Origin of the sequence: Citrobacter freundii complex sp. 2024EL-00216, assembly GCF_043945515.1 — a bacterium.
Classification (GTDB): Bacteria; Pseudomonadota; Gammaproteobacteria; order Enterobacterales; family Enterobacteriaceae; genus Citrobacter; species Citrobacter portucalensis.
The window spans coordinates 36,373-56,241 of record NZ_JBIMRA010000011.1; the positions used below are offsets into that span (position 1 = coordinate 36,373).

General features: G+C 53.6%; 18 protein-coding genes. 15 read left to right on the top strand and 3 right to left on the bottom strand.

Annotation, left to right across the window (positions count from 1 at the left end; translation table 11 throughout):
* Positions 1-84: 84 nt before the first annotated feature.
* The gene (gene queG, locus ACHHZ7_RS15440) at positions 85-1,224 is read right to left on the bottom strand and encodes a tRNA epoxyqueuosine(34) reductase QueG (protein WP_060682852.1); all 1,140 of its coding nucleotides are present in this window, start codon (positions 1,222-1,224) and stop codon (positions 85-87) included.
* On the opposite strand from queG, the gene nnr reads away from it, so the two are divergent.
* From nnr to ACHHZ7_RS15515, 15 genes are all read left to right on the top strand, one after another.
* Positions 1,223-2,770 (top strand): bifunctional ADP-dependent NAD(P)H-hydrate dehydratase/NAD(P)H-hydrate epimerase, encoded by a 1,548-nt coding sequence (gene nnr / locus ACHHZ7_RS15445; protein ID WP_060682851.1) that lies wholly within the window; start codon positions 1,223-1,225, stop codon positions 2,768-2,770. The two genes, queG and nnr, sit on opposite strands and share 2 nt — an antisense overlap.
* Positions 2,742-3,203: a tRNA (adenosine(37)-N6)-threonylcarbamoyltransferase complex ATPase subunit type 1 TsaE gene (tsaE, locus tag ACHHZ7_RS15450; protein ID WP_008786002.1), complete on the top strand. Its 462-nt coding sequence runs from the start codon at positions 2,742-2,744 to the stop codon at positions 3,201-3,203. Before nnr ends, tsaE begins: the two co-directional genes overlap by 29 nt.
* Positions 3,204-3,219: 16 nt before the next feature.
* Positions 3,220-4,545, top strand: coding sequence for an N-acetylmuramoyl-L-alanine amidase AmiB (gene amiB / locus ACHHZ7_RS15455; protein WP_060682850.1), 1,326 nt, complete (start codon positions 3,220-3,222; stop codon positions 4,543-4,545).
* A 9-nt stretch (positions 4,546-4,554) separates the two neighbouring features.
* On the top strand, positions 4,555-6,429 hold the full coding sequence (gene mutL / locus ACHHZ7_RS15460) for a DNA mismatch repair endonuclease MutL (RefSeq protein ID WP_060682849.1): 1,875 nt from the start codon (positions 4,555-4,557) through the stop codon (positions 6,427-6,429).
* Positions 6,422-7,372, top strand: a complete 951-nt coding sequence (miaA, locus tag ACHHZ7_RS15465; protein WP_008786004.1) for a tRNA (adenosine(37)-N6)-dimethylallyltransferase MiaA — start codon at positions 6,422-6,424, stop codon at positions 7,370-7,372. The genes mutL and miaA overlap by 8 nt, the downstream gene beginning before the upstream one ends.
* 84 nt (positions 7,373-7,456) lie before the next feature.
* Positions 7,457-7,765 (top strand): RNA chaperone Hfq, encoded by a 309-nt coding sequence (hfq, locus tag ACHHZ7_RS15470; protein WP_003025584.1) that lies wholly within the window; start codon positions 7,457-7,459, stop codon positions 7,763-7,765.
* A 74-nt stretch (positions 7,766-7,839) separates the two neighbouring features.
* On the top strand, positions 7,840-9,120 hold the full coding sequence (hflX, locus tag ACHHZ7_RS15475; RefSeq protein ID WP_003830495.1) for a ribosome rescue GTPase HflX: 1,281 nt from the start codon (positions 7,840-7,842) through the stop codon (positions 9,118-9,120).
* Between the two features lie 189 nt (positions 9,121-9,309).
* A complete protein-coding gene (hflK, locus tag ACHHZ7_RS15480) occupies positions 9,310-10,563 on the top strand; it encodes an FtsH protease activity modulator HflK (protein ID WP_008786005.1) in 1,254 nt (417 codons plus the stop codon).
* 2 nt (positions 10,564-10,565) lie between these two features.
* Positions 10,566-11,570 (top strand): protease modulator HflC, encoded by a 1,005-nt coding sequence (gene hflC, locus ACHHZ7_RS15485; protein ID WP_003830491.1) that lies wholly within the window; start codon positions 10,566-10,568, stop codon positions 11,568-11,570.
* Between the two features lie 82 nt (positions 11,571-11,652).
* Positions 11,653-11,850, top strand: coding sequence for a DUF2065 family protein (locus ACHHZ7_RS15490; protein ID WP_003025602.1), 198 nt, complete (start codon positions 11,653-11,655; stop codon positions 11,848-11,850).
* A gap of 102 nt (positions 11,851-11,952) precedes the next feature.
* Positions 11,953-13,251: an adenylosuccinate synthase gene (gene purA, locus ACHHZ7_RS15495; RefSeq protein WP_003025606.1), complete on the top strand. Its 1,299-nt coding sequence runs from the start codon at positions 11,953-11,955 to the stop codon at positions 13,249-13,251.
* Positions 13,252-13,467: 216 nt separating this feature from the next.
* Positions 13,468-13,893, top strand: a complete 426-nt coding sequence (gene nsrR / locus ACHHZ7_RS15500; RefSeq protein ID WP_003830485.1) for a nitric oxide-sensing transcriptional repressor NsrR — start codon at positions 13,468-13,470, stop codon at positions 13,891-13,893.
* A 38-nt stretch (positions 13,894-13,931) separates the two neighbouring features.
* Positions 13,932-16,394 carry a ribonuclease R gene (rnr, locus tag ACHHZ7_RS15505; protein ID WP_008786007.1) on the top strand — a complete coding sequence of 821 codons (2,463 nt, stop codon included), beginning with the start codon at positions 13,932-13,934 and terminating at the stop codon, positions 16,392-16,394.
* A 72-nt stretch (positions 16,395-16,466) separates the two neighbouring features.
* Entirely contained in the window at positions 16,467-17,198 is a 732-nt protein-coding gene (gene rlmB, locus ACHHZ7_RS15510) for a 23S rRNA (guanosine(2251)-2'-O)-methyltransferase RlmB (protein ID WP_003830482.1), read from the top strand.
* Between the two features lie 120 nt (positions 17,199-17,318).
* The gene (locus ACHHZ7_RS15515; RefSeq protein ID WP_060682848.1) at positions 17,319-18,941 is read left to right on the top strand and encodes an isovaleryl-CoA dehydrogenase; all 1,623 of its coding nucleotides are present in this window, start codon (positions 17,319-17,321) and stop codon (positions 18,939-18,941) included.
* 86 nt (positions 18,942-19,027) lie between these two features.
* Here the strand turns inward: ACHHZ7_RS15515 and yjfN are convergent, their stop codons facing one another.
* Together yjfN and bsmA are read right to left on the bottom strand one after the other, a co-directional pair.
* On the bottom strand, positions 19,028-19,303 hold the full coding sequence (gene yjfN, locus ACHHZ7_RS15520; RefSeq protein WP_003830465.1) for a DUF1471 family protease activator YjfN: 276 nt from the start codon (positions 19,301-19,303) through the stop codon (positions 19,028-19,030).
* Between the two features lie 147 nt (positions 19,304-19,450).
* Complete coding sequence (gene bsmA / locus ACHHZ7_RS15525) at positions 19,451-19,780, bottom strand: biofilm peroxide resistance protein BsmA (protein ID WP_060682847.1); 330 nt, start codon at positions 19,778-19,780, stop codon at positions 19,451-19,453.
* Between the last annotated feature and the right edge of the window lie 89 nt (positions 19,781-19,869).

The following is a 19,869-nucleotide window of genomic DNA, read 5'->3' on the forward strand; positions in this document are numbered from 1 at the left end:
CAAATTGTTAATACGATCACTTGACGATTTTTTCCCTCTTGAATATCAATGTGTTTTTATTTTTATACACAAGCTGTGGATGACTTAAGCGTCGCGCGGCAGACCCTTCTCAATGACCCTGACCAAACGTTGTTTCTGCGGTAGCTGCACCTCAACTACGCAGGCATTTCTCTTCTCGATTTGCTGAGCAACCGCCCACTCTATGTGTTCGTCGAGAAGTGGGTGCTCACCTCTGCGACTTTCCAGTGCGTGAAGAACGGCTTCATTCCAGGGAGCATTACCCAACGCAACGGCGATATTTCGCAGCCAGCGCAGGTGGCCAATACGACGAATGGCAGACCCTTCCGTGACTTTTAAAAACCACGCTTCGCTCCAGCTAAACAGCTCTATTAACTCCGGAGCATGAAGCTGCTTGCGCGGGTTGAAGTCATCCTCTGCCGTCAACTGTGAATAGCGGTTCCACGGGCAAATAAGCTGGCAATCATCGCAGCCATAAATTCGATTCCCCATCAAGGGACGAAATTCTTCCGGGATCGCGCCTTCCAGTTCGATAGTGAGATAAGAGATACAGCGGCGCGCATCCACCGTATAGGGTTCAACAATGGCCCCGGTGGGACAGATGGTCATGCAGGCGACGCATTTCCCGCATCCTTCTTCTACTGGTTGGTCGATCGGCAAGGGTAAATCGATCAGTAATTCCCCGAGGAAGAAAAATGAACCTGCTTCGCGATTGAGGATAAGTGAGTGCTTACCTGTCCAGCCAAGCCCAGCTTTTTCCGCTAACGGACGCTCAAGAATGGGCGCAGAATCGACAAAAGGTCTAAAATTCAGCGAAACGCAGTGCTGTTGAATCATCTCTCCCAGCTTTTTTAAGCGGTTACGTAGCAGCTTATGATAGTCGCGCCCCAGCGCGTAACGGCTGACGTAACCCAGAGAAGGATTCTTCAATGTGCTGGCGAAGGCCGCATTGGCTGGAAGATAGTTCATACGTACGCTGATGACACGTAGCGTACCGGGCAATAATTCGTGAGGTCGGGCGCGCATCATGCCGTGACGGGCCATCCAGTCCATCTCGCCGTGGTATTGTTTATCCAGCCAGGCCTGCAGTTTGGGTTCCGCTTCGCTGAGGTCGGTATCGGCAATCCCGACCTGCTGAAAGCCAAGCTCCAGCCCCCACTGCTTAATATTTTGCGCTAACTGATTGAGATCGAGGGGCTCTGACATGACGGACCATACAATGAAGAAAAACCCCGCAAGTATACCACACTCCATCTGGCACGCCGATGACATCAGGCGGATGGAGCGAGAGGCGGCAGACAGTTCAGGGCTGACGCTTTACGAACTCATGCAACGGGCGGGAGAGGCGGCGTTTCAGGTCACTCGTGAGGCTTATCCGAACGCCCGGCACTGGCTGGTGCTATGTGGTCATGGCAACAACGGCGGCGATGGTTACGTAGTGGCAAGACTTGCCAAAGCGCTGGGTCTTGAAGTTACGTTGCTGGCGCAGGAAAGTGACAAACCGCTCCCCGAGGAGGCGAAGCAGGCACGTGATGCCTGGCTTAACGCTGGTGGCGTCATTCACGCGGCGGATATCAATTGGCCAAATAACGTGGACGTCATTATTGATGCGCTGTCAGGCACTGGCTTAAAACATGCGCCGCGTGAGTCTCTCTCGGTATTGATTGAACGTGCCAATTCTCACCCAGCCCCCACCGTGGCGATAGATATTCCCTCTGGCCTGCTGGCGCAGACGGGAGCGACGCCGGGCGCGGTCATCAACGCAGCGCATACCATTACCTTTATTGCACTCAAGCCGGGCCTGCTCACCGGTAAAGCGCGCGATGTCACCGGGCGTCTGCATGTTAACGCACTTGGGCTGGGCGACTGGCTGGCGGGGCAGAATGCGCCAATACAACGTTTTGATGCTCAACAGCTTGCGCACTGGCTAACGCCGCGTCGACCCACCTCGCACAAAGGCTCCCACGGGCGGCTGGTGATTATCGGCGGTGACCACGGTACGGCTGGCGCAATACGCATGGCCGGGGAAGCCGCGCTGCGAGCAGGTGCCGGGCTGGTCAAAGTGCTGACGCGCAGTGAAAACATTGCGCCTATTTTGACAGCCAGACCGGAACTGATGGTCGATGCGCTGACGCCGCAGACGCTGGAAGAGAGCCTGGCGTGGGCGGATGTAGTGGTGATAGGCCCCGGGCTTGGTCAGCAGGAGTGGGGCAAAAAAGCGCTGCAAAAAGTGGAGAATTTTCGCAAACCGATGCTCTGGGATGCGGATGCGCTGAACCTGCTGGCAATCAACCCCGATAAACGTCACAATCGCGTGATCACGCCGCATCCAGGTGAAGCCGCGCGACTGCTGGGTTGTTCCATTGCAGAAATTGAAGACGATCGCTTACTTTGTGCACAACGTCTGGTAAAACGGTACGGAGGCGTGGTGGTGCTGAAAGGCGCGGGTACGGTTGTTGCTGCTGAACAGGCGGAGTTGGGTATTATTGATACCGGCAATGCCGGGATGGCCAGCGGCGGAATGGGGGATGTGCTTTCCGGTATTATTGGCGCATTGCTCGGACAGAAGCTTACCCCGTATGATGCAGCATGTGCGGGATGTGTTGCGCACGGAGCGACGGCGGATGTGCTAGCGGCGCGTTTTGGTACGCGTGGCATGCTGGCGACGGATCTCTTTACCACGCTACAGCGTATTGTTAACCCTGATGTGATTGACGTTTATCATGATGAATCGAGTAATTCCACTACCTGATGAGCAGGCGACTTTAGACCTGGGACTGCGGGTAGCCAAAGCCTGTGACGGCGCGACGGTTATATATTTGTACGGCGACCTGGGGGCGGGTAAAACCACCTTCAGCCGGGGATTTCTGCAGGCGTTAGGTCATAAAGGTAATGTAAAAAGCCCCACCTACACGCTGGTTGAACCCTATTCACTCGATAACTTGATGGTATATCACTTCGATTTATACCGACTTGCGGACCCAGAGGAGCTGGAATTTATGGGGATCCGCGATTATTTTGCCAATGATGCCATCTGCCTGGTGGAATGGCCGCAACAAGGTAAAGGTGTACTGCCAGACCCGGACGTCGAAATACACATTGAATACCAGGCGCAAGGTCGAGAGGCGCGTGTAAGCGCAGTCTCCTCATCAGGTGATTTATTGCTGGCGCGTTTAGCCGATTAACCTTAAGGGTGGCGGGATGATTTATCGCATCAGAAACTGGCTGATGGCAACCCTGGTCCTGCTGTGCGCGCAGGCAGGGGCCGCCAGCCTCTCCGATCTTCAGGTGTCCAATGGCGATCAACAGGCGCGGATTACGCTGAGCTTTATTGGCGATCCTGAATATGCCGTTTCGCAGGACGGGAAACGAACCGTCACGCTGGATATTAAACAAACCGGTGTGATTCAGGGATTACCGCTGCTGTTTAGCGGCAATAATCTGGTGAAATCTATCCGTTCCGGCACGCCAAAAGATGCGCAGTCTCTGCGCCTGGTGGTGGATTTAACCGAGAACGGTAAAGCCGAAGCAGTAAAACGCCAGAACGGCGGCAATTATACCGTCGTGTTTACCATCAACGCTGATACGCCACCGCCGCCGCCTCCCGTGGTTGCAAAGCGTGTTGAAGCGCCGATTGTTGCCCCACGTCCTGTCGAGCCAGCGCGAAATCCGTTTAAAGCAGAAAACGATCGCACTACGGCTGTGACTAACAGCAATACCTCCACGCGCCCTGCGGCGCGCGCCAGTTCCAGCAACGGCGATAAAGTGGTGATTGCCATTGATGCCGGACACGGTGGACAGGATCCTGGCGCTATTGGTCCTGGCGGCACGCGTGAGAAAAACGTCACGATTGCTGTTGCGCGCAAGCTGCGCAGTTTGCTCAATGATGATCCGATGTTTAAAGGCGTACTCACCCGTGATGGTGATTACTTTATCTCGGTGATGGGGCGTTCAGACGTCGCGCGTAAACAAAACGCCAATTTCCTGGTTTCTATTCACGCGGATGCCGCGCCAAATCGTGATGCCACAGGTGCTTCCGTTTGGGTGCTGTCAAACCGTCGGGCGAACAGTGAGATGGCCGGCTGGCTGGAACAGCACGAGAAGCAATCGGAGCTGTTGGGCGGCGCGGGCGATGTGCTGGCAAACAGCCAGTCCGATCCTTACCTCAGCCAGGCCGTACTGGATCTGCAGTTCGGTCATTCGCAGCGCGTCGGGTATGATGTGGCGACCAGCATGATCGGCCAGTTAGAACGTATTGGTTCGATGCATAAGCGTCGTCCAGAACACGCCAGTCTTGGCGTACTGCGTTCGCCTGATATCCCGTCAGTGTTGGTTGAAACTGGCTTTATCAGTAACAACAGCGAAGAACGTCTGTTGGCGAGCGATGATTACCAGCAGCAACTGGCTGAGGCGATTTACAAAGGATTGCGTAACTATTTCCAGGCGCACCCGATGCAAACCGGGCCGCAGGGCGCACCGGCGCAAACCGCCAGCGCCATATCGCCGGGTAACACGTTAACAAATTAAGGATTAGCCATGCCGATTCAGGTTCTACCGCCACAGCTGGCGAACCAGATTGCCGCAGGCGAGGTGGTAGAACGGCCTGCGTCAGTGGTGAAAGAGCTGGTGGAAAACAGCATTGATGCCGGTGCGACGCGCATTGATATCGATATTGAACGCGGCGGCGCGAAGCTTATCCGTATTCGTGACAACGGCTGCGGGATTAAAAAAGACGAGCTGGCGTTGGCGCTGGCGCGTCATGCCACCAGTAAAATAGCCTCGCTTGACGATCTTGAAGCCATCGTGAGCCTCGGATTTCGCGGCGAAGCGCTGGCCAGTATCAGCTCCGTGTCTCGCTTAACCCTTACATCGCGTACGCAAGAACAACCCGAAGCCTGGCAGGCGTATGCCGAAGGGCGTGACATGGATGTCACAGTTAAACCCGCTGCGCATCCGGTGGGAACCACGCTGGAGGTGCTAGATCTGTTCTACAACACCCCGGCGCGGCGCAAATTTATGCGCACCGAGAAAACCGAATTTAATCATATCGACGAGATTATTCGCCGCATTGCGCTGGCGCGTTTTGATGTGACGATAAATTTGTCGCACAACGGCAAAGTGGTGCGTCAGTACCGGGCAGTGGCCGCGGATGGGCAGAAAGAGCGCCGACTGGGCGCGATTTGCGGCACGCCGTTTCTGGAGCATGCGCTGGCGATCGAATGGCAGCATGGCGATTTAACATTGCGCGGCTGGGTGGCCGATCCTAACCACACAACGGCAGCACTGGCAGAAATCCAGTACTGCTATGTGAATGGTCGGATGATGCGCGACCGGCTGATCAACCATGCTATCCGCCAGGCCTGTGAAGATAAGCTGGGAGCCGATCAACAGCCCGCTTTTGTGTTGTATCTGGAAATCGATCCGCATCAAGTGGATGTCAACGTACACCCAGCTAAACATGAGGTCCGTTTCCATCAATCCCGCCTGGTGCACGATTTTATTTACCAGGGCGTGTTGAGCGTCCTGCAACAGCAGCTTGAAACGCCGCTGCCGTTGGCTGATGACGACGAACCCGCTCCAAGGCACATCCCGGAAAACCGCGTTGCTGCTGGACGCAACCATTTTGCCGAGCCGGCTCCCGCGCGTGAACATGCGACACCGCGGTACTCAGCATCCGCTGGCACTGGAAGTGGCAATAGTGGTGGCGGTGGCCGTCAGGCGGGAGTCAGTTGGCCTCATGCTCAACCCGGATACCAAAAGCAGCAGGGCGAAATTTATCAGCAACTGATGCAGAAGCCGGCTCCAACGCGTAAAACGCCGGTCTCTGAAACGCCATCGACGCCTCTGACTGGCAGCAGTCAGGGCTTTGGCCGGGTGCTAACGATAGTTGGTGCAGACTGCGCGTTACTCGAGTGCGATGGCCATATTCGGTTGTTGGCATTACCGGTGGCTGAGCGTTGGTTGCGTCAGGCGCAGTTAACGCCGGGTCAGGGAGCGGTTTGTGCTCAACCGTTACTGATCCCTTTACGTCTAAAAGTGACCGCTGATGAAAAAGCGGCACTGCAAAAAGGACAGAGCCAACTGGCTGAGTTGGGCATTGAATTTCAGCTGGATGCGCAGCATGTGACCATCCGGGCGGTGCCTTTACCCTTACGCCAACAAAATTTACAAATCTTGATTCCTGAACTGATAGGCTACCTGGCGCAGCAATCCGTATTCGAGCCGGGCAATATTGCACAGTGGATCGCACGTAACCTGATGAGCGAGCATCCACAGTGGAGCATGGCACAGGCGATTACGCTGTTAGCGGATGTTGAGCGGCTCTGCCCACAACTCGTGAAGGCACCGCCGGGTGGTCTGTTACAACCTGTTGATTTACATTCGGTAATGAATGCCCTGAAACATGAGTGATACCCGTAAGGCGAGCCTGCCAAAGGCGATTTTTTTGATGGGGCCAACGGCCTCCGGTAAAACGGCATTAGCAATTGAATTGCGTAAAGTTTTGCCCATAGAGTTGATAAGCGTTGATTCCGCCCTTATTTACAAGGGGATGGATATCGGTACAGCTAAGCCTGATGCAGCTGAATTACAGGCCGCACCGCACCGATTGCTGGATATCCGCGATCCATCGCAGGCGTACTCCGCTGCGGATTTTCGTCGCGATGCGTTAGCCGAGATGGCCGACATCACCGCCGCGGGCCGTATCCCGTTGCTGGTGGGCGGCACAATGTTATATTTCAAAGCCTTGCTTGAAGGACTGTCGCCGTTACCGTCGGCGGACCCGGAAGTCAGGGCCAGAATTGAGCAGCAGGCGGCAGAGCAGGGTTGGGACGCGTTACACCGACAGCTTCAGGATATCGATCCCGTGGCAGCGGCGCGTATTCATCCAAATGATCCGCAAAGACTTTCCCGGGCACTGGAAGTTTTTTTCATTTCGGGTAAAACTTTAACGGAGCTGACGCAAACGTCAGGAGATGCTTTGCCGTATCAGGTGCATCAGTTTGCAATCGCCCCGGCGAGCCGTGAACTGCTCCATCAGCGAATTGAGCAGCGTTTTCATCAGATGTTAGCTTCAGGTTTTGAAGCAGAAGTCCGGGCGCTTTTTGCCCGTGGAGATTTGCATACGGATTTGCCTTCCATTCGTTGTGTAGGGTATCGCCAGATGTGGTCATACATTGAAGGTGAAATTTCATACGATGAAATGGTTTATAGAGGTGTTTGCGCCACGAGGCAGTTGGCGAAGCGACAGGTAACCTGGTTGCGTGGTTGGGAAGGGGTGCACTGGCTTGACAGTGAAAAGCCTGACCAGGCGCGAAACGAAGTATTACAGGTTGTTGGTGCTATCGCGAACTGAATGTGTACAATTGAAACGTATCGTGCGTAATTTTTCAGAATCGAAAGGTTCAAAGTACAAATAAGCATATAAGGAAAAGAGAGAATGGCTAAGGGGCAATCTTTACAAGATCCGTTCCTGAACGCACTGCGTCGGGAACGTGTTCCAGTTTCTATTTATTTGGTGAATGGTATTAAGCTGCAAGGTCAAATCGAGTCTTTTGATCAGTTCGTGATCCTGTTGAAAAACACGGTCAGCCAGATGGTTTATAAGCACGCGATTTCTACTGTTGTCCCGTCTCGTCCGGTTTCTCATCACAGCAATAATGCCACCGGCGGCACAGGCAGCAACTACCATCACGGTAGCAACGCGCAAGGTTCATCTGCGCAACAGGACAGCGAAGAAACCGAATAAGGTTATTAGCTGTTTTACATACGGGGAGCCAGCGATCCTGTGTTCCCCGTTGATTTATATTAAGGGGTTGACGCTTGTTTGACCGTTATGATGCCGGTGAGCAGGCGGTACTGGTACACATCTATTTTTCGCAAGACAAAGATATGGAAGACCTCCAGGAGTTTGAATCTCTGGTTTCTTCCGCCGGTGTCGAAGCAATGCAGGTGATTACCGGGAGCCGTAAAGCACCGCACCCGAAGTATTTTGTTGGTGAAGGTAAGGCAATCGAAATTGCCGAAGCCGTAAAAGCGACTGGCGCTGCGGTGGTGATTTTTGATCATGCTCTAAGCCCTGCCCAGGAACGTAACCTGGAACAGTTGTGCCAGTGTCTTGTTATCGACAGGACTGGTCTCATTTTAGATATTTTTGCCCAGCGTGCGCGAACCCATGAGGGTAAGTTGCAGGTTGAGCTGGCGCAGTTGCGCCATATGGCTACGCGTCTGGTCCGTGGCTGGACTCACCTTGAACGGCAAAAGGGCGGGATTGGTTTGCGCGGTCCGGGTGAAACCCAGCTCGAAACCGACCGTCGTTTGCTGCGTAATCGCATTTTGCAGATACAGTCGCGCCTGGAAAAAGTTGAAAAGCAACGTGAGCAGGGGCGACAGTCGCGCAAGAAAGCGGATGTCCCAACCGTATCACTGGTGGGATATACCAACGCCGGAAAATCCACCCTGTTCAACCAGATCACCGAAGCCCAGGTCTACGCAGCGGATCAGCTGTTTGCGACCCTGGACCCGACGCTACGCAGAATAGACGTGGCGGACGTGGGTGAGACCGTGCTGGCGGATACCGTTGGGTTTATCCGTCATTTGCCGCACGACCTGGTGGCGGCGTTTAAGGCCACCTTGCAGGAAACACGTCAGGCGACATTGCTGCTGCACGTTATTGATGCAGCAGATTTTCGTGTGCAGGAAAACATTGAGGCCGTCGATACGGTGCTCGAAGAGATCGATGCGCATGAGATCCCGACCCTGCTGGTGATGAATAAAATCGATATGTTGGATGACTTTGAGCCGCGTATCGACAGAGATGAAGAGAATAAACCCATTCGCGTTTGGGTATCAGCGCAAACGGGGATTGGTATACCACAACTTTTTCAGGCTTTGACTGAGCGACTTTCCGGTGAGGTGGCGCAGCATACGTTGCGTTTGCCGCCGCAGGAAGGGCGTTTGAGAAGCCGGTTTTATCAACTTCAGGCAATAGAAAAAGAGTGGATGGAGGAGGACGGCAGCGTAGGTCTGCAGGTTCGTATGCCGATCGTAGACTGGCGTCGCCTCTGTAAACAAGAACCGGCACTGGAAGACTATGTTGTCTGATCTGACGGATATGGCCTGAAGATTTTTTCGCCTCTATACCTTGTGGATTTTGTGCGGCAGGAAGGCGGCAAGTCCTGAAATCTCCAGGAGCATAGTCAACTATGTGACTGGCGTTGAGGGACGCAGCCAACGCAACGGCAGCGCAAAAGACGCAGGTATAGCATCGCATAACAAATATGGAGCACAAAAATGGCGTGGAATCAGCCCGGTAATAACGGACAAGACCGCGACCCCTGGGGAAGCAGCAAACCTGGCGGCAACCCTGAGGGAAATGGAAACAAAGGTGGTCGCGAGCAGGGACCTCCCGATCTGGACGATATCTTCCGCAAACTGAGTAAAAAGCTTGGTGGTCTGGGTGGCGGTAAAGGTACTGGCTCTGGCGGCGGTAGTTCATCGCAAGGCCCGCGTCCGCAACTGGGCGGTCGAGTCTTTACTATCGCAGCGGCCGCTATCGTCATTATCTGGGCGGCCAGCGGTTTCTATACCATTAAAGAAGCGGAACGCGGCGTGGTGACACGCTTCGGTAAATTCAGCCATTTGGTTGAACCGGGTCTGAACTGGAAACCGACCTTTGTCGACGAAGTGACACCGGTCAACGTTGAAGCCGTGCGTGAACTTGCCGCATCCGGCGTCATGCTGACCTCTGACGAAAACGTCGTGCGCGTCGAAATGAACGTACAGTACCGCGTGACCGATCCGCAGCGTTACCTGTTTAGCGTAACCAGCGCGGATGACAGTCTGCGTCAGGCTACCGACAGTGCTCTGCGTGGGGTTATCGGTAAATACACCATGGACCGTATCCTGACCGAAGGGCGTACCGTTATTCGTAGCGATACCCAACGTGAACTGGAAGAAACGATCCGTCCGTACAACATGGGTATCACCCTGCTGGACGTCAACTTCCAGGCTGCACGTCCGCCGGAAGAAGTAAAAGCCGCGTTTGACGATGCTATCGCAGCACGTGAAAACGAACAGCAGTACATCCGTGAAGCGGAAGCGTACACCAACGAAGTTCAGCCGCGTGCAAACGGCCAGGCGCAGCGTATTCTGGAAGAAGCGCGTGCGTATAAGACTCAGACAATCCTGGAAGCACAGGGTGAAGTGGCTCGCTTCGCAAAAATTCTGCCGGAATATAAAGCCGCACCGCAAATTACCCGCGAGCGTCTGTATATCGAAACCATGGAAAAAGTGCTGAGCAATACCCGCAAAGTCCTGGTTAACGATAAAGGCAGCAATTTGATGGTTCTGCCGCTGGATCAAATGCTGAAAGGTGGTAGTGCGCCAGCAGCAAAGACTGACAGCAGTTCAAACCTGCTGCGTCTGCCGCCAGCAACGACTTCCAGCACTGGAGCAAGCAACACATCGTCCACCAGTCAGGGCGATATTATGGACCAACGCCGCGCGAATGCGCAGCGTAACGACTACCAGCGTCAGGGGGAATAACGATGCGTAAGTCAGTTATTGCGATTATCATCATCGTTCTGGTAGTTCTGTTCATGTCTGTCTTTGTGGTCAAAGAAGGCGAGCGCGGTATTACTCTGCGCTTTGGTAAAGTTCTGCGTGACGATGAAAACAAGCCGCTGGTCGTAGCACCTGGCCTGCACTTCAAGATTCCGTTTATTGAATCTGTGAAGATGCTGGATGCGCGTATTCAGACCATGGACAACCAGGCCGATCGCTTTGTTACCAAAGAGAAGAAAGACCTGATCGTTGACTCCTACATCAAGTGGCGCATCAGTGACTTTAGCCGTTACTACCTGGCAACGGGCGGTGGCGATGTTTCTCAGGCGGAAGTCCTGCTGAAACGTAAGTTCTCTGACCGTCTGCGTTCTGAAATTGGTCGTCTGGACGTGAAGGACATCGTTACCGATTCCCGCGGTCGTCTGACCCTGGAAGTTCGTGACGCGCTGAACTCCGGTTCTGCTGGCACGGAAGACGAAGTGGCGACTCCGGCAGCAGATAGCGCGATTGCCGAAGCGGCTGAACGTGTTCAGGCTGAAACGAACGGTAAAGTACCGGTCATCAACCCGAACAGTATGGCGGCATTGGGCATCGAAGTTGTTGACGTGCGTATTAAGCAAATCAACCTGCCTGCTGAAGTGTCCGAGGCTATCTACAACCGTATGCGCGCTGAGCGTGAAGCGGTAGCGCGTCGCCATCGTTCACAAGGCCAGGAAGAGGCGGAAAAACTGCGTGCAACGGCTGACTATGAAGTCACTAAAACGCTGGCAGAATCTGAGCGTCAGGGCCGTATTATGCGCGGTGAAGGCGATGCAGAAGCCGCTAAGCTGTTTGCCGATGCGTTCAGTCAGGATCCGGACTTCTACGCCTTCATCCGTAGCCTGCGTGCTTACGAGAAGAGCTTTGAAGGGAATCAGGACGTAATGGTCATGAGCCCAGACAGCGATTTCTTCCGCTACATGAAGACACCAAATACCGCGACACGCTAATCGCGTTCCAGCGGTTTTAAAGCAGCAAAACCACCGGCATCTCCAGGGATGCGGTGGTTTTCTTTTTATATAAGGGCGATGGATGAATTCAACAATTTTGCTGGCGCTCGCGCTGGTTTTGGTGCTGGAAGGGCTGGGTCCGATGCTTTATCCCAGCGCATGGAAGAAAATGATCTCTGCAATGGCGCAACTTCCCGAAAATATTTTGCGTCGTTTTGGTGGAGGTCTTGTGGTTGCGGGCGTTGTGGTCTACTACATGTTGAGGAAAACGATTGGCTGATCAATAAGTAGACTAATTTGCGGATTTTCGCATGCAAAAAGTGCTGTATATCTGAAAAAGCGGTGGTAGAATCCATTTTTAAGCAAACGGTGATTTTGAAAAATGGGTAACAACGTCGTCGTACTGGGCACCCAATGGGGTGACGAAGGTAAAGGGAAGATCGTCGATCTTCTGACTGAACGGGCTAAATATGTTGTGCGCTACCAGGGTGGTCACAACGCAGGCCATACTCTCGTAATCAACGGTGAAAAAACCGTCCTCCATCTTATTCCATCAGGCATTCTTCGCGAAAACGTAATCAGCATCATCGGTAACGGTGTTGTTCTGTCTCCGTCCGCGCTGATGAAAGAAATGAAAGGACTGGAAGATCGTGGTATCCCGGTTCGCGAGCGCCTGCTGCTGTCTGAAGCTTGTCCGCTGATCCTTGATTATCACGTTGCGTTGGATAACGCTCGTGAGAAAGCGCGTGGCGAGAAAGCGATCGGTACTACCGGTCGTGGTATCGGTCCGGCTTATGAAGACAAAGTAGCTCGTCGCGGTCTGCGTGTTGGCGATCTGTTTGATAAAGCAACTTTCGCTGAAAAACTGAAAGAAGTGATGGAATATCACAACTTCCAGCTGGTGAATTTCTATAAAGTTGAAGCAGTTGACTACCAGAAAGTGCTGGATGATGTGATGGCTATCGCCGACATCCTGACCTCAATGGTTGTTGATGTTTCCGATCTGCTGGACCAGGCGCGTAAGCGTGGCGATTTCGTCATGTTTGAAGGTGCGCAGGGTACGCTGCTGGATATCGACCACGGTACCTATCCGTACGTAACGTCCTCCAACACCACCGCAGGTGGCGTGGCAACCGGCTCCGGCCTGGGCCCACGTTATGTGGACTACGTTCTGGGTATCATCAAAGCTTACTCTACTCGTGTAGGTGCGGGTCCGTTCCCGACTGAGCTGTTTGATGACGTTGGCGAGTTCCTGTGCAAACAAGGTAACGAGTATGGCGCGACCACCGGTCGTCGTCGTCGTACCGGTTGGCTGGATTCCGTTGCTGTACGCCGTGCAGTACAGATTAACTCCCTGTCTGGCTTCTGCCTGACCAAACTGGACGTACTGGACGGTTTGAAAGAGGTGAAAATCTGTGTTGCTTACCGTATGCCGGATGGCCGCGAAGTAACGACTACTCCGCTGGCAGCTGACGACTGGAAAGGTATCGAGCCGATTTACGAAACCATGCCGGGTTGGTCTGAATCCACCTTCGGCGTGAAGGAACGTAGCGGTCTGCCGCAGGCAGCGCTGAACTACATCAAGCGTATTGAAGAACTGACCGGTGTGCCGATTGATATTATCTCAACTGGCCCAGACCGTACTGAAACCATGATCCTGCGCGACCCGTTCGACGCATAATTCTGGTTATAGCGTAGCGTCAAACGGCGCTGCGCTTGCACTAATTTAGGCCGGATAAGGTGCTTTGCATCAGAATCCGGCTTAAAATCACGTAAGTTCCTCGCTTTTTTCCTTCCCGAACTGAAATAAATTAGCGACCTGGCTGGTGGCTGGTTTATCATCAATGTAATTAATACTACCAGGTTTATCCGTTTTATCCCTTTTCCTGAGGTTGATGTGCAGTTAACAAGTTTCACCGATTACGGATTACGTGCGCTAATCTACATGGCGTCACTTCCCGAAGGACGTATGACCAGTATTTCTGAGGTGACAGAAGTCTACGGCGTGTCCCGTAATCATATGGTCAAAATAATCAATCAACTTAGCCGGGCGGGCTTTGTTACTGCTATTCGAGGAAAAAATGGCGGTATCCGCCTGGGTAAACCCGCTAAGGATATTGGTATTGGTGATGTAGTTCGCGAGCTGGAACCCTTATCGTTGGTCAACTGTAGCAGCGAGTTTTGCCACATTACCCCGGCCTGTCGACTCAAACAGGCGCTTTCTAAAGCAGTGCAAAGTTTTCTCACGGAACTGGACAACTACACACTTGCTGATTTGGTTGAAAAGAATCAACCGCTTTATAAATTATTGCTGGTGGAGTAACGACTCCCGCCAGCAGCGATGATGACGGAGGAACCGACATGTCACAAGATCCTTTCCAGGAACGCGAAGCAGAAAAATACGCGAATCCTATCCCGAGCCGGGAATTTATCCTCGAACATTTAACTAAACGTGAAAAGCCGGCCAACCGCGATGAGCTGGCCGCTGAACTCAATATTGAAGGTGAAGAGCAGCAAGAAGCGCTGCGTCGTCGCCTGCGCGCGATGGAGCGTGACGGACAACTGGTCTTCACCCGTCGTCAATGCTATGCGCTGCCGGAGCGTCTCGACCTGCTGAAAGGTACCGTTATTGGCCACCGTGATGGCTACGGCTTTCTGCGCGTTGAAGGCCGCAAAGATGACCTGTATCTGTCCAGCGAGCAAATGAAAACCTGCATTCATGGCGATCAGGTGCTGGCGCAGCCGTTGGGCGCGGACCGTAAAGGTCGCCGCGAAGCGCGTATTGTGCGCGTACTGGTGCCGAAAACCAGCCAGATTGTCGGCCGCTACTTCACCGACGCTGGTGTTGGATTTGTCGTCCCAGACGACAGCCGCCTGAGCTTCGATATTCTGATCCCGCCGGAAGAGGTAATGGGCGCTCGTATGGGCTTTGTGGTTGTCGTTGAACTGACCCAGCGTCCAACTCGCCGCACTAAAGCGGTGGGTAAAATTGTTGAAGTGCTGGGTGACAACATGGGAACCAGCATGGCCGTTGATATGGCCCTGCGTACTCATGAAATCCCATATATCTGGCCTCAGGCGGTTGAGAAACAGGTCGCCGGACTGAAAGAAGAAGTGCCGGAAGAGGCGAAAGTAGGACGTGTCGATCTGCGCTCCCTGCCGCTGGTGACTATCGATGGCGAAGATGCGCGCGACTTCGACGATGCGGTTTATTGCGAGAAGAAACGCGGCGGTGGTTGGCGTTTATGGGTGGCGATTGCTGACGTAAGCTATTACGTTCGCCCGCCGACTCCGCTGGACCAGGAAGCGCGTAGCCGTGGCACATCCGTTTACTTCCCGTCGCAGGTTGTTCCGATGCTGCCGGAAGTGCTGTCCAACGGATTGTGTTCACTCAACCCGCAGGTGGACAGGTTGTGTATGGTCTGTGAAATGACCATTTCGTCGAAAGGCCGTTTAACCGGCTTTAAATTCTACGAAGCGGTCATGAGTTCCCACGCACGTCTGACCTACACCAAGGTCTGGCACATGCTGCAGGGCGACCAGGAGCTGCGTGAGCAGTACGCACCGCTGGTTAAACACATTGAAGAGCTGCATAACCTCTACAAAGTGCTGGATAAAGCCCGTGAAGAGCGTGGCGGTATCTCGTTTGAAAGTGAAGAGGCGAAGTTTATCTTCAATGCTGAACGCCGTATTGAGCGTATTGAGCAGACGCAGCGTAACGACGCGCACAAGCTGATTGAAGAGTGCATGATCATGGCGAACATCTCAGCGGCGCGATTCGTTGAGAAAGCCAAAGAGCCAGCGCTGTTCCGTATTCACGATAAGCCGACGACCGAAGCGATTAACTCGTTCCGTTCCGTCCTGTCAGAGCTGGGGCTGGAGCTGCCAGGTGGCAACAAACCTGAGCCGCGTGATTACGCTGAACTGCTGGAGTCGATTGCTGACCGTCCTGACGCAGAAATGCTGCAAACCATGCTGCTGCGTTCGATGAAGCAGGCGATTTACGATCCGGAAAACCGTGGTCACTTTGGCCTGGCGCTGCAATCTTATGCACACTTTACTTCACCGATCCGTCGTTACCCGGATCTCTCCTTGCACCGGGCGATTAAGTATCTGCTGGCGCAGGAGCAGGGCCATAAGGGCAACACCACGGAAACCGGTGGCTACCATTATTCGATGGAAGAGATGCTGCAACTGGGTCAGCACTGTTCGATGGCCGAGCGCCGTGCTGATGAAGCCACGCGTGATGTCTCTGACTGGCTGAAGTGCGACTTCATGCTGGACCAGGTGGGTAATGTCTTCAAAGGCGTGATTGCCAGCGTGACCGGATTTGGTTTCTTTGTCCGTCTTGATGAACTGTTTATCGACGGTCTGGTGCATGTCTCCTCTCTGGATAACGACTACTATCGTTTCGACCAGGTTGGGCAGCGCCTGACGGGGGAATCCAGCGGCCAGATGTATCGCCTGGGCGATCGCGTGGAAGTTCGCGTGGAAGCAGTCAACATGGACGAGCGTAAGATCGACTTCAGCTTGATCTCCAGCGAACGTGCGCCGCGTAATGAAGGTAAAACCGCGCGCGAAAAAGCCAAAAAAGGCGATGCGGGTAAAAATACCGGTAAACGTCGTCAGATGGGCAAAAAGGTGAATTTCGAGCCGGACAGCGCTTTCCGCGGCGAGAAGAAAGGCAGAGCCAAACCTCAGGCGGATAAGAATGCGGCTGAGAAGAAAGGTGATAAAAAAGCGAAAAAGCCTTCGGCAAAAACGCTTAAAATTGCTGCCGCCACTAAAGCCAAACGTGCGGCGAAAAAGAAAGTCGCACAATAACAGCCATAGACTGTAAGTCGGGCAACCTTCGCGTTGCCCGGCGTTACGCATAAACTATTAACGAGTACATTCATGAGTGAAATGATTTACGGCATCCATGCGGTGCAGGCCCTGCTGGAACGTGCGCCTGAGCGCTTCCAGGACGTCTTTATTCTCAAAGGTCGTGAAGATAAACGCCTGCTGCCGCTGATCCACGCACTGGAAGCACAGGGTGTTGTCATTCAACTGGCTAACCGTCAGTTTCTGGATGAGAAAAGCGAGGGTGCGGTACATCAGGGGATTATTGCTCGCGTGAAGCCGGGCCGTCAGTATCAGGAAAACGATCTGCCGGATCTGATTGCTACGCTCGATCAGCCGTTCTTTTTGATTCTCGATGGCGTCACCGATCCGCATAACCTGGGTGCATGCCTGCGTAGCGCTGATGCTGCTGGCGTACATGCTGTAATCGTACCGAAGGATCGTTCCGCACAGTTGAATGCGACGGCGAAAAAAGTGGCCTGTGGTGCGGCAGAAAGCGTACCGCTGATCCGCGTGACCAACCTGGCGCGCACCATGCGTATGCTGCAGGAAGAGAATATCTGGATCGTCGGAACCGCAGGTGAAGCCGACCATACTCTCTATCAGAGCAAAATGACCGGTCGTCTGGCGCTGGTGATGGGCGCAGAGGGTGAAGGTATGCGCCGTCTGACCCGCGAACACTGTGACGAACTGATCAGCATCCCGATGGCAGGGAGCGTTTCGTCATTGAACGTTTCAGTTGCGACGGGCATCTGCCTGTTTGAAGCCGTCCGCCAGCGCGGCTAATTCATTCTCTATGTCTCTTAAGCCATCCCTCGGGATGGCTTTTTTGTGACCTGAATCCCAGGCACTCTCTTGTCTGGCTGACCATACTTAAAGCGACGGCCATTGACGGAGGGAGACACAATGCACTGGCAAACGCATACCGTTTTTAACCAACCTGTACCGCTCAATAACAGTAACTTATATTTGTCCGATGGCGCGCTGTGTGAAGCGGTTATCCGCGAAGGCGCTGGCTGGGACAGCGATCTTCTCGCCAGTATTGGTCAGCAGCTAGGGACTGCCGAGTCGCTCGAACTGGGCCGTCTGGCCAATGCTTTTCCACCTGAACTGTTGCGCTACGACCCGCAGGGGCAGCGGCTGGATGATGTGCGTTTTCATCCTGCCTGGCATTTGCTGATGCAGGGATTATGCGCCAACCGCGTACATAATCTGGCCTGGGAAGAAGATGCGAGGCAGGGAACATTTGTTGCCCGGGCGGCCCGTTTCATGCTGCATGCGCAGGTTGAAGCTGGCACGTTGTGTCCGGTGACCATGACTTTTGCCGCCACGCCGCTGTTACTTCAAATGTTACCCGCCCCCTTTCACGACTGGCTTACGCCGCTGCTAAGCGACCGTTATGACTCGCATTTGCTGCCCGGTGGGCAAAAGCGTGGGCTGCTTATCGGTATGGGCATGACCGAGAAGCAGGGTGGTTCAGATGTGCTGAGCAATACCACTCAGGCAGAACGTCTTGCTGACGGCTCGTATCTGCTGGTGGGACATAAGTGGTTTTTCTCCGTGCCGCAAAGCGATGCCCATTTAGTGCTGGCCCAGGCTAAGGGGGGATTATCCTGCTTTTTTGTGCCGCGATTTTTACCTGACGGGCAGCGTAATGCTATCCGTCTTGAGAGATTGAAAGATAAGTTAGGCAACCGCTCCAACGCCAGCTGCGAGGTTGAATTCCACGATGCGATTGGCTGGCTATTGGGTGAAGAAGGGGAAGGTATACGCCATATCCTGAAAATGGGGGGGATGACGCGTTTTGACTGTGCGCTCGGTAGTCACGGTATGATGCGGCGTGCTTTTTCCGTCGCGATTTACCATGCGCACCAGCGGCAGGTCTTTGGCAAGCCATTGATTGAACAGCCGATGATGCGTCAAGTGTTAGGTCGGATGGCGCTCCAACTGGAAGGTCAAACGGCGTTACTGTTTCGACTGGCGCGGGCCTGGGACCGCCGTGCTGATGCTAAAGAAGCGCTGTGGGCTAGGTTGTTCACGCCAGCAGCGAAATTCTCCGTTTGCAAAAGCGGTATGCCACTTGTGGCAGAGGCGATGGAAGTGCTGGGTGGGATTGGCTATTGCGAGGAGAGCGAGCTGCCGCGTTTGTATCGTGAAATGCCGGTAAACAGTATCTGGGAAGGCTCTGGCAACATTATGTGCCTTGATGTATTGCGGGTACTGACCAAACAACCCGGCATATACGAGATGCTCAGTGAAGCCTTTGCGGAAGTCAAAGGGCAAGACCGACATTACGATCGAATGGTACGTCAGCTCCAGCAGCGTTTACGTAAACCCAGCGAGGCATTGGGGCGGGAGATTACGCAGCAGCTTTTCCAGCTTGGTTGCGGAGCGCAGATGTTGCGCTATGCCTCTCCTCCAGTGGCGCAGGCCTGGTGCCAAATGATGCTTGATACGCGGGGGGGACTACGATTGTCTGAGCAGGTGCTGAATGATTTGCTTCTGCGGGCAACGGGGGGATTACGGTAATAATATGCCTGATGGCGACGCTTTCGCGTCTTATCATGTCTACAGTTCACTGTAGCTCAGATAAGTTTACGCCATCCGGCAATGTGTTAAGCATAGAGTATGGCCTGTACGCGCCAGTTGTCGGGCTGCTGATCTTCGTACATTTGAATGATCCGATACCATGAGGCACCTTGTTCATCCGCTTTTAACGCGACAACACGTTCTACATCCTGCGGATTTCCTGCAATGTTACTGACAGATATCTGGCCAATTTCGTTCAGGCCAGTAACACAGTCAGCACTGGCGAATTCGGCAGACTGCGCCGTAGTACCTACCAGTCCGGCAGAAAGCAGCAGTGAGGATAAGGCAAGTGATTGTTTCATCGTCAGCTCCATTATTCGTACCCCTACACACGGCAGGGCATTCCATCGCGATAATAAACCTCAAGCTTCCTGCTGTTGGTTTATTGTGCACAGGTAAACGCATAGGGGCGCAAAGCAATGTAAAGCTGACTAAATTTCAACCCAATGTTATTTACGATACAAAATAGCCTGTGAATACCATTGGCCTGTCACGATAGTTTCATCCACTAATAAAACCACGTAGTAATCAGCTTTAGCCGCGGCGGCTTTGGCACGGATCTCTGCCAGCGCATCATCCGGAGAGCCTCTTACCAGCGCGCTAACCGTCCCTAATCGCTGTAACCCATTACTCTGGTCACGGCGGATCTCCTGCGGGTGGTCGGCAACTGGCGGTGCGGGTTGTGGCGTTCCCTGTAGCACACTACAGGCGCTTAAAAACATAACCAACAACAAAGAGGCAAACCGGCACATAACTCTATCTCGTTTCCTGATAGCCATAGTGTAGTGCCTTATTAATTTCCCTTTAGGGGAATGTTCCCGAATTGTTATCTCTCACGCGATTTTCGAATGAAAATGTTGCGAAAGCG

Bases quoted from the DNA above. Each gene is read 5' to 3' on its own strand.
- nnr (WP_060682851.1), top strand. From the start codon at position 1,223: ATGACGGACCATACAATGAAGAAAAACCCCGCAAGTATACCACACTCC.
- miaA (WP_008786004.1), top strand. From the start codon at position 6,422: ATGAGTGATACCCGTAAGGCGAGCCTGCCAAAGGCGATTTTTTTGATG.
- ACHHZ7_RS15515 (WP_060682848.1), top strand. From the start codon at position 17,319: ATGCACTGGCAAACGCATACCGTTTTTAACCAACCTGTACCGCTCAAT.
- hflK (WP_008786005.1), top strand. From the start codon at position 9,310: ATGGCGTGGAATCAGCCCGGTAATAACGGACAAGACCGCGACCCCTGG.
- hflC (WP_003830491.1), top strand. From the start codon at position 10,566: ATGCGTAAGTCAGTTATTGCGATTATCATCATCGTTCTGGTAGTTCTG.
- rlmB (WP_003830482.1), top strand. From the start codon at position 16,467: ATGAGTGAAATGATTTACGGCATCCATGCGGTGCAGGCCCTGCTGGAA.
- ACHHZ7_RS15490 (WP_003025602.1), top strand. From the start codon at position 11,653: ATGAATTCAACAATTTTGCTGGCGCTCGCGCTGGTTTTGGTGCTGGAA.
- queG (WP_060682852.1), bottom strand. From the start codon at position 1,224: ATGTCAGAGCCCCTCGATCTCAATCAGTTAGCGCAAAATATTAAGCAG.
- amiB (WP_060682850.1), top strand. From the start codon at position 3,220: ATGATTTATCGCATCAGAAACTGGCTGATGGCAACCCTGGTCCTGCTG.
- tsaE (WP_008786002.1), top strand. From the start codon at position 2,742: ATGATGAATCGAGTAATTCCACTACCTGATGAGCAGGCGACTTTAGAC.
- hfq (WP_003025584.1), top strand. From the start codon at position 7,457: ATGGCTAAGGGGCAATCTTTACAAGATCCGTTCCTGAACGCACTGCGT.
- yjfN (WP_003830465.1), bottom strand. From the start codon at position 19,303: ATGAAACAATCACTTGCCTTATCCTCACTGCTGCTTTCTGCCGGACTG.
- purA (WP_003025606.1), top strand. From the start codon at position 11,953: ATGGGTAACAACGTCGTCGTACTGGGCACCCAATGGGGTGACGAAGGT.
- rnr (WP_008786007.1), top strand. From the start codon at position 13,932: ATGTCACAAGATCCTTTCCAGGAACGCGAAGCAGAAAAATACGCGAAT.
- bsmA (WP_060682847.1), bottom strand. From the start codon at position 19,780: ATGGCTATCAGGAAACGAGATAGAGTTATGTGCCGGTTTGCCTCTTTG.
- mutL (WP_060682849.1), top strand. From the start codon at position 4,555: ATGCCGATTCAGGTTCTACCGCCACAGCTGGCGAACCAGATTGCCGCA.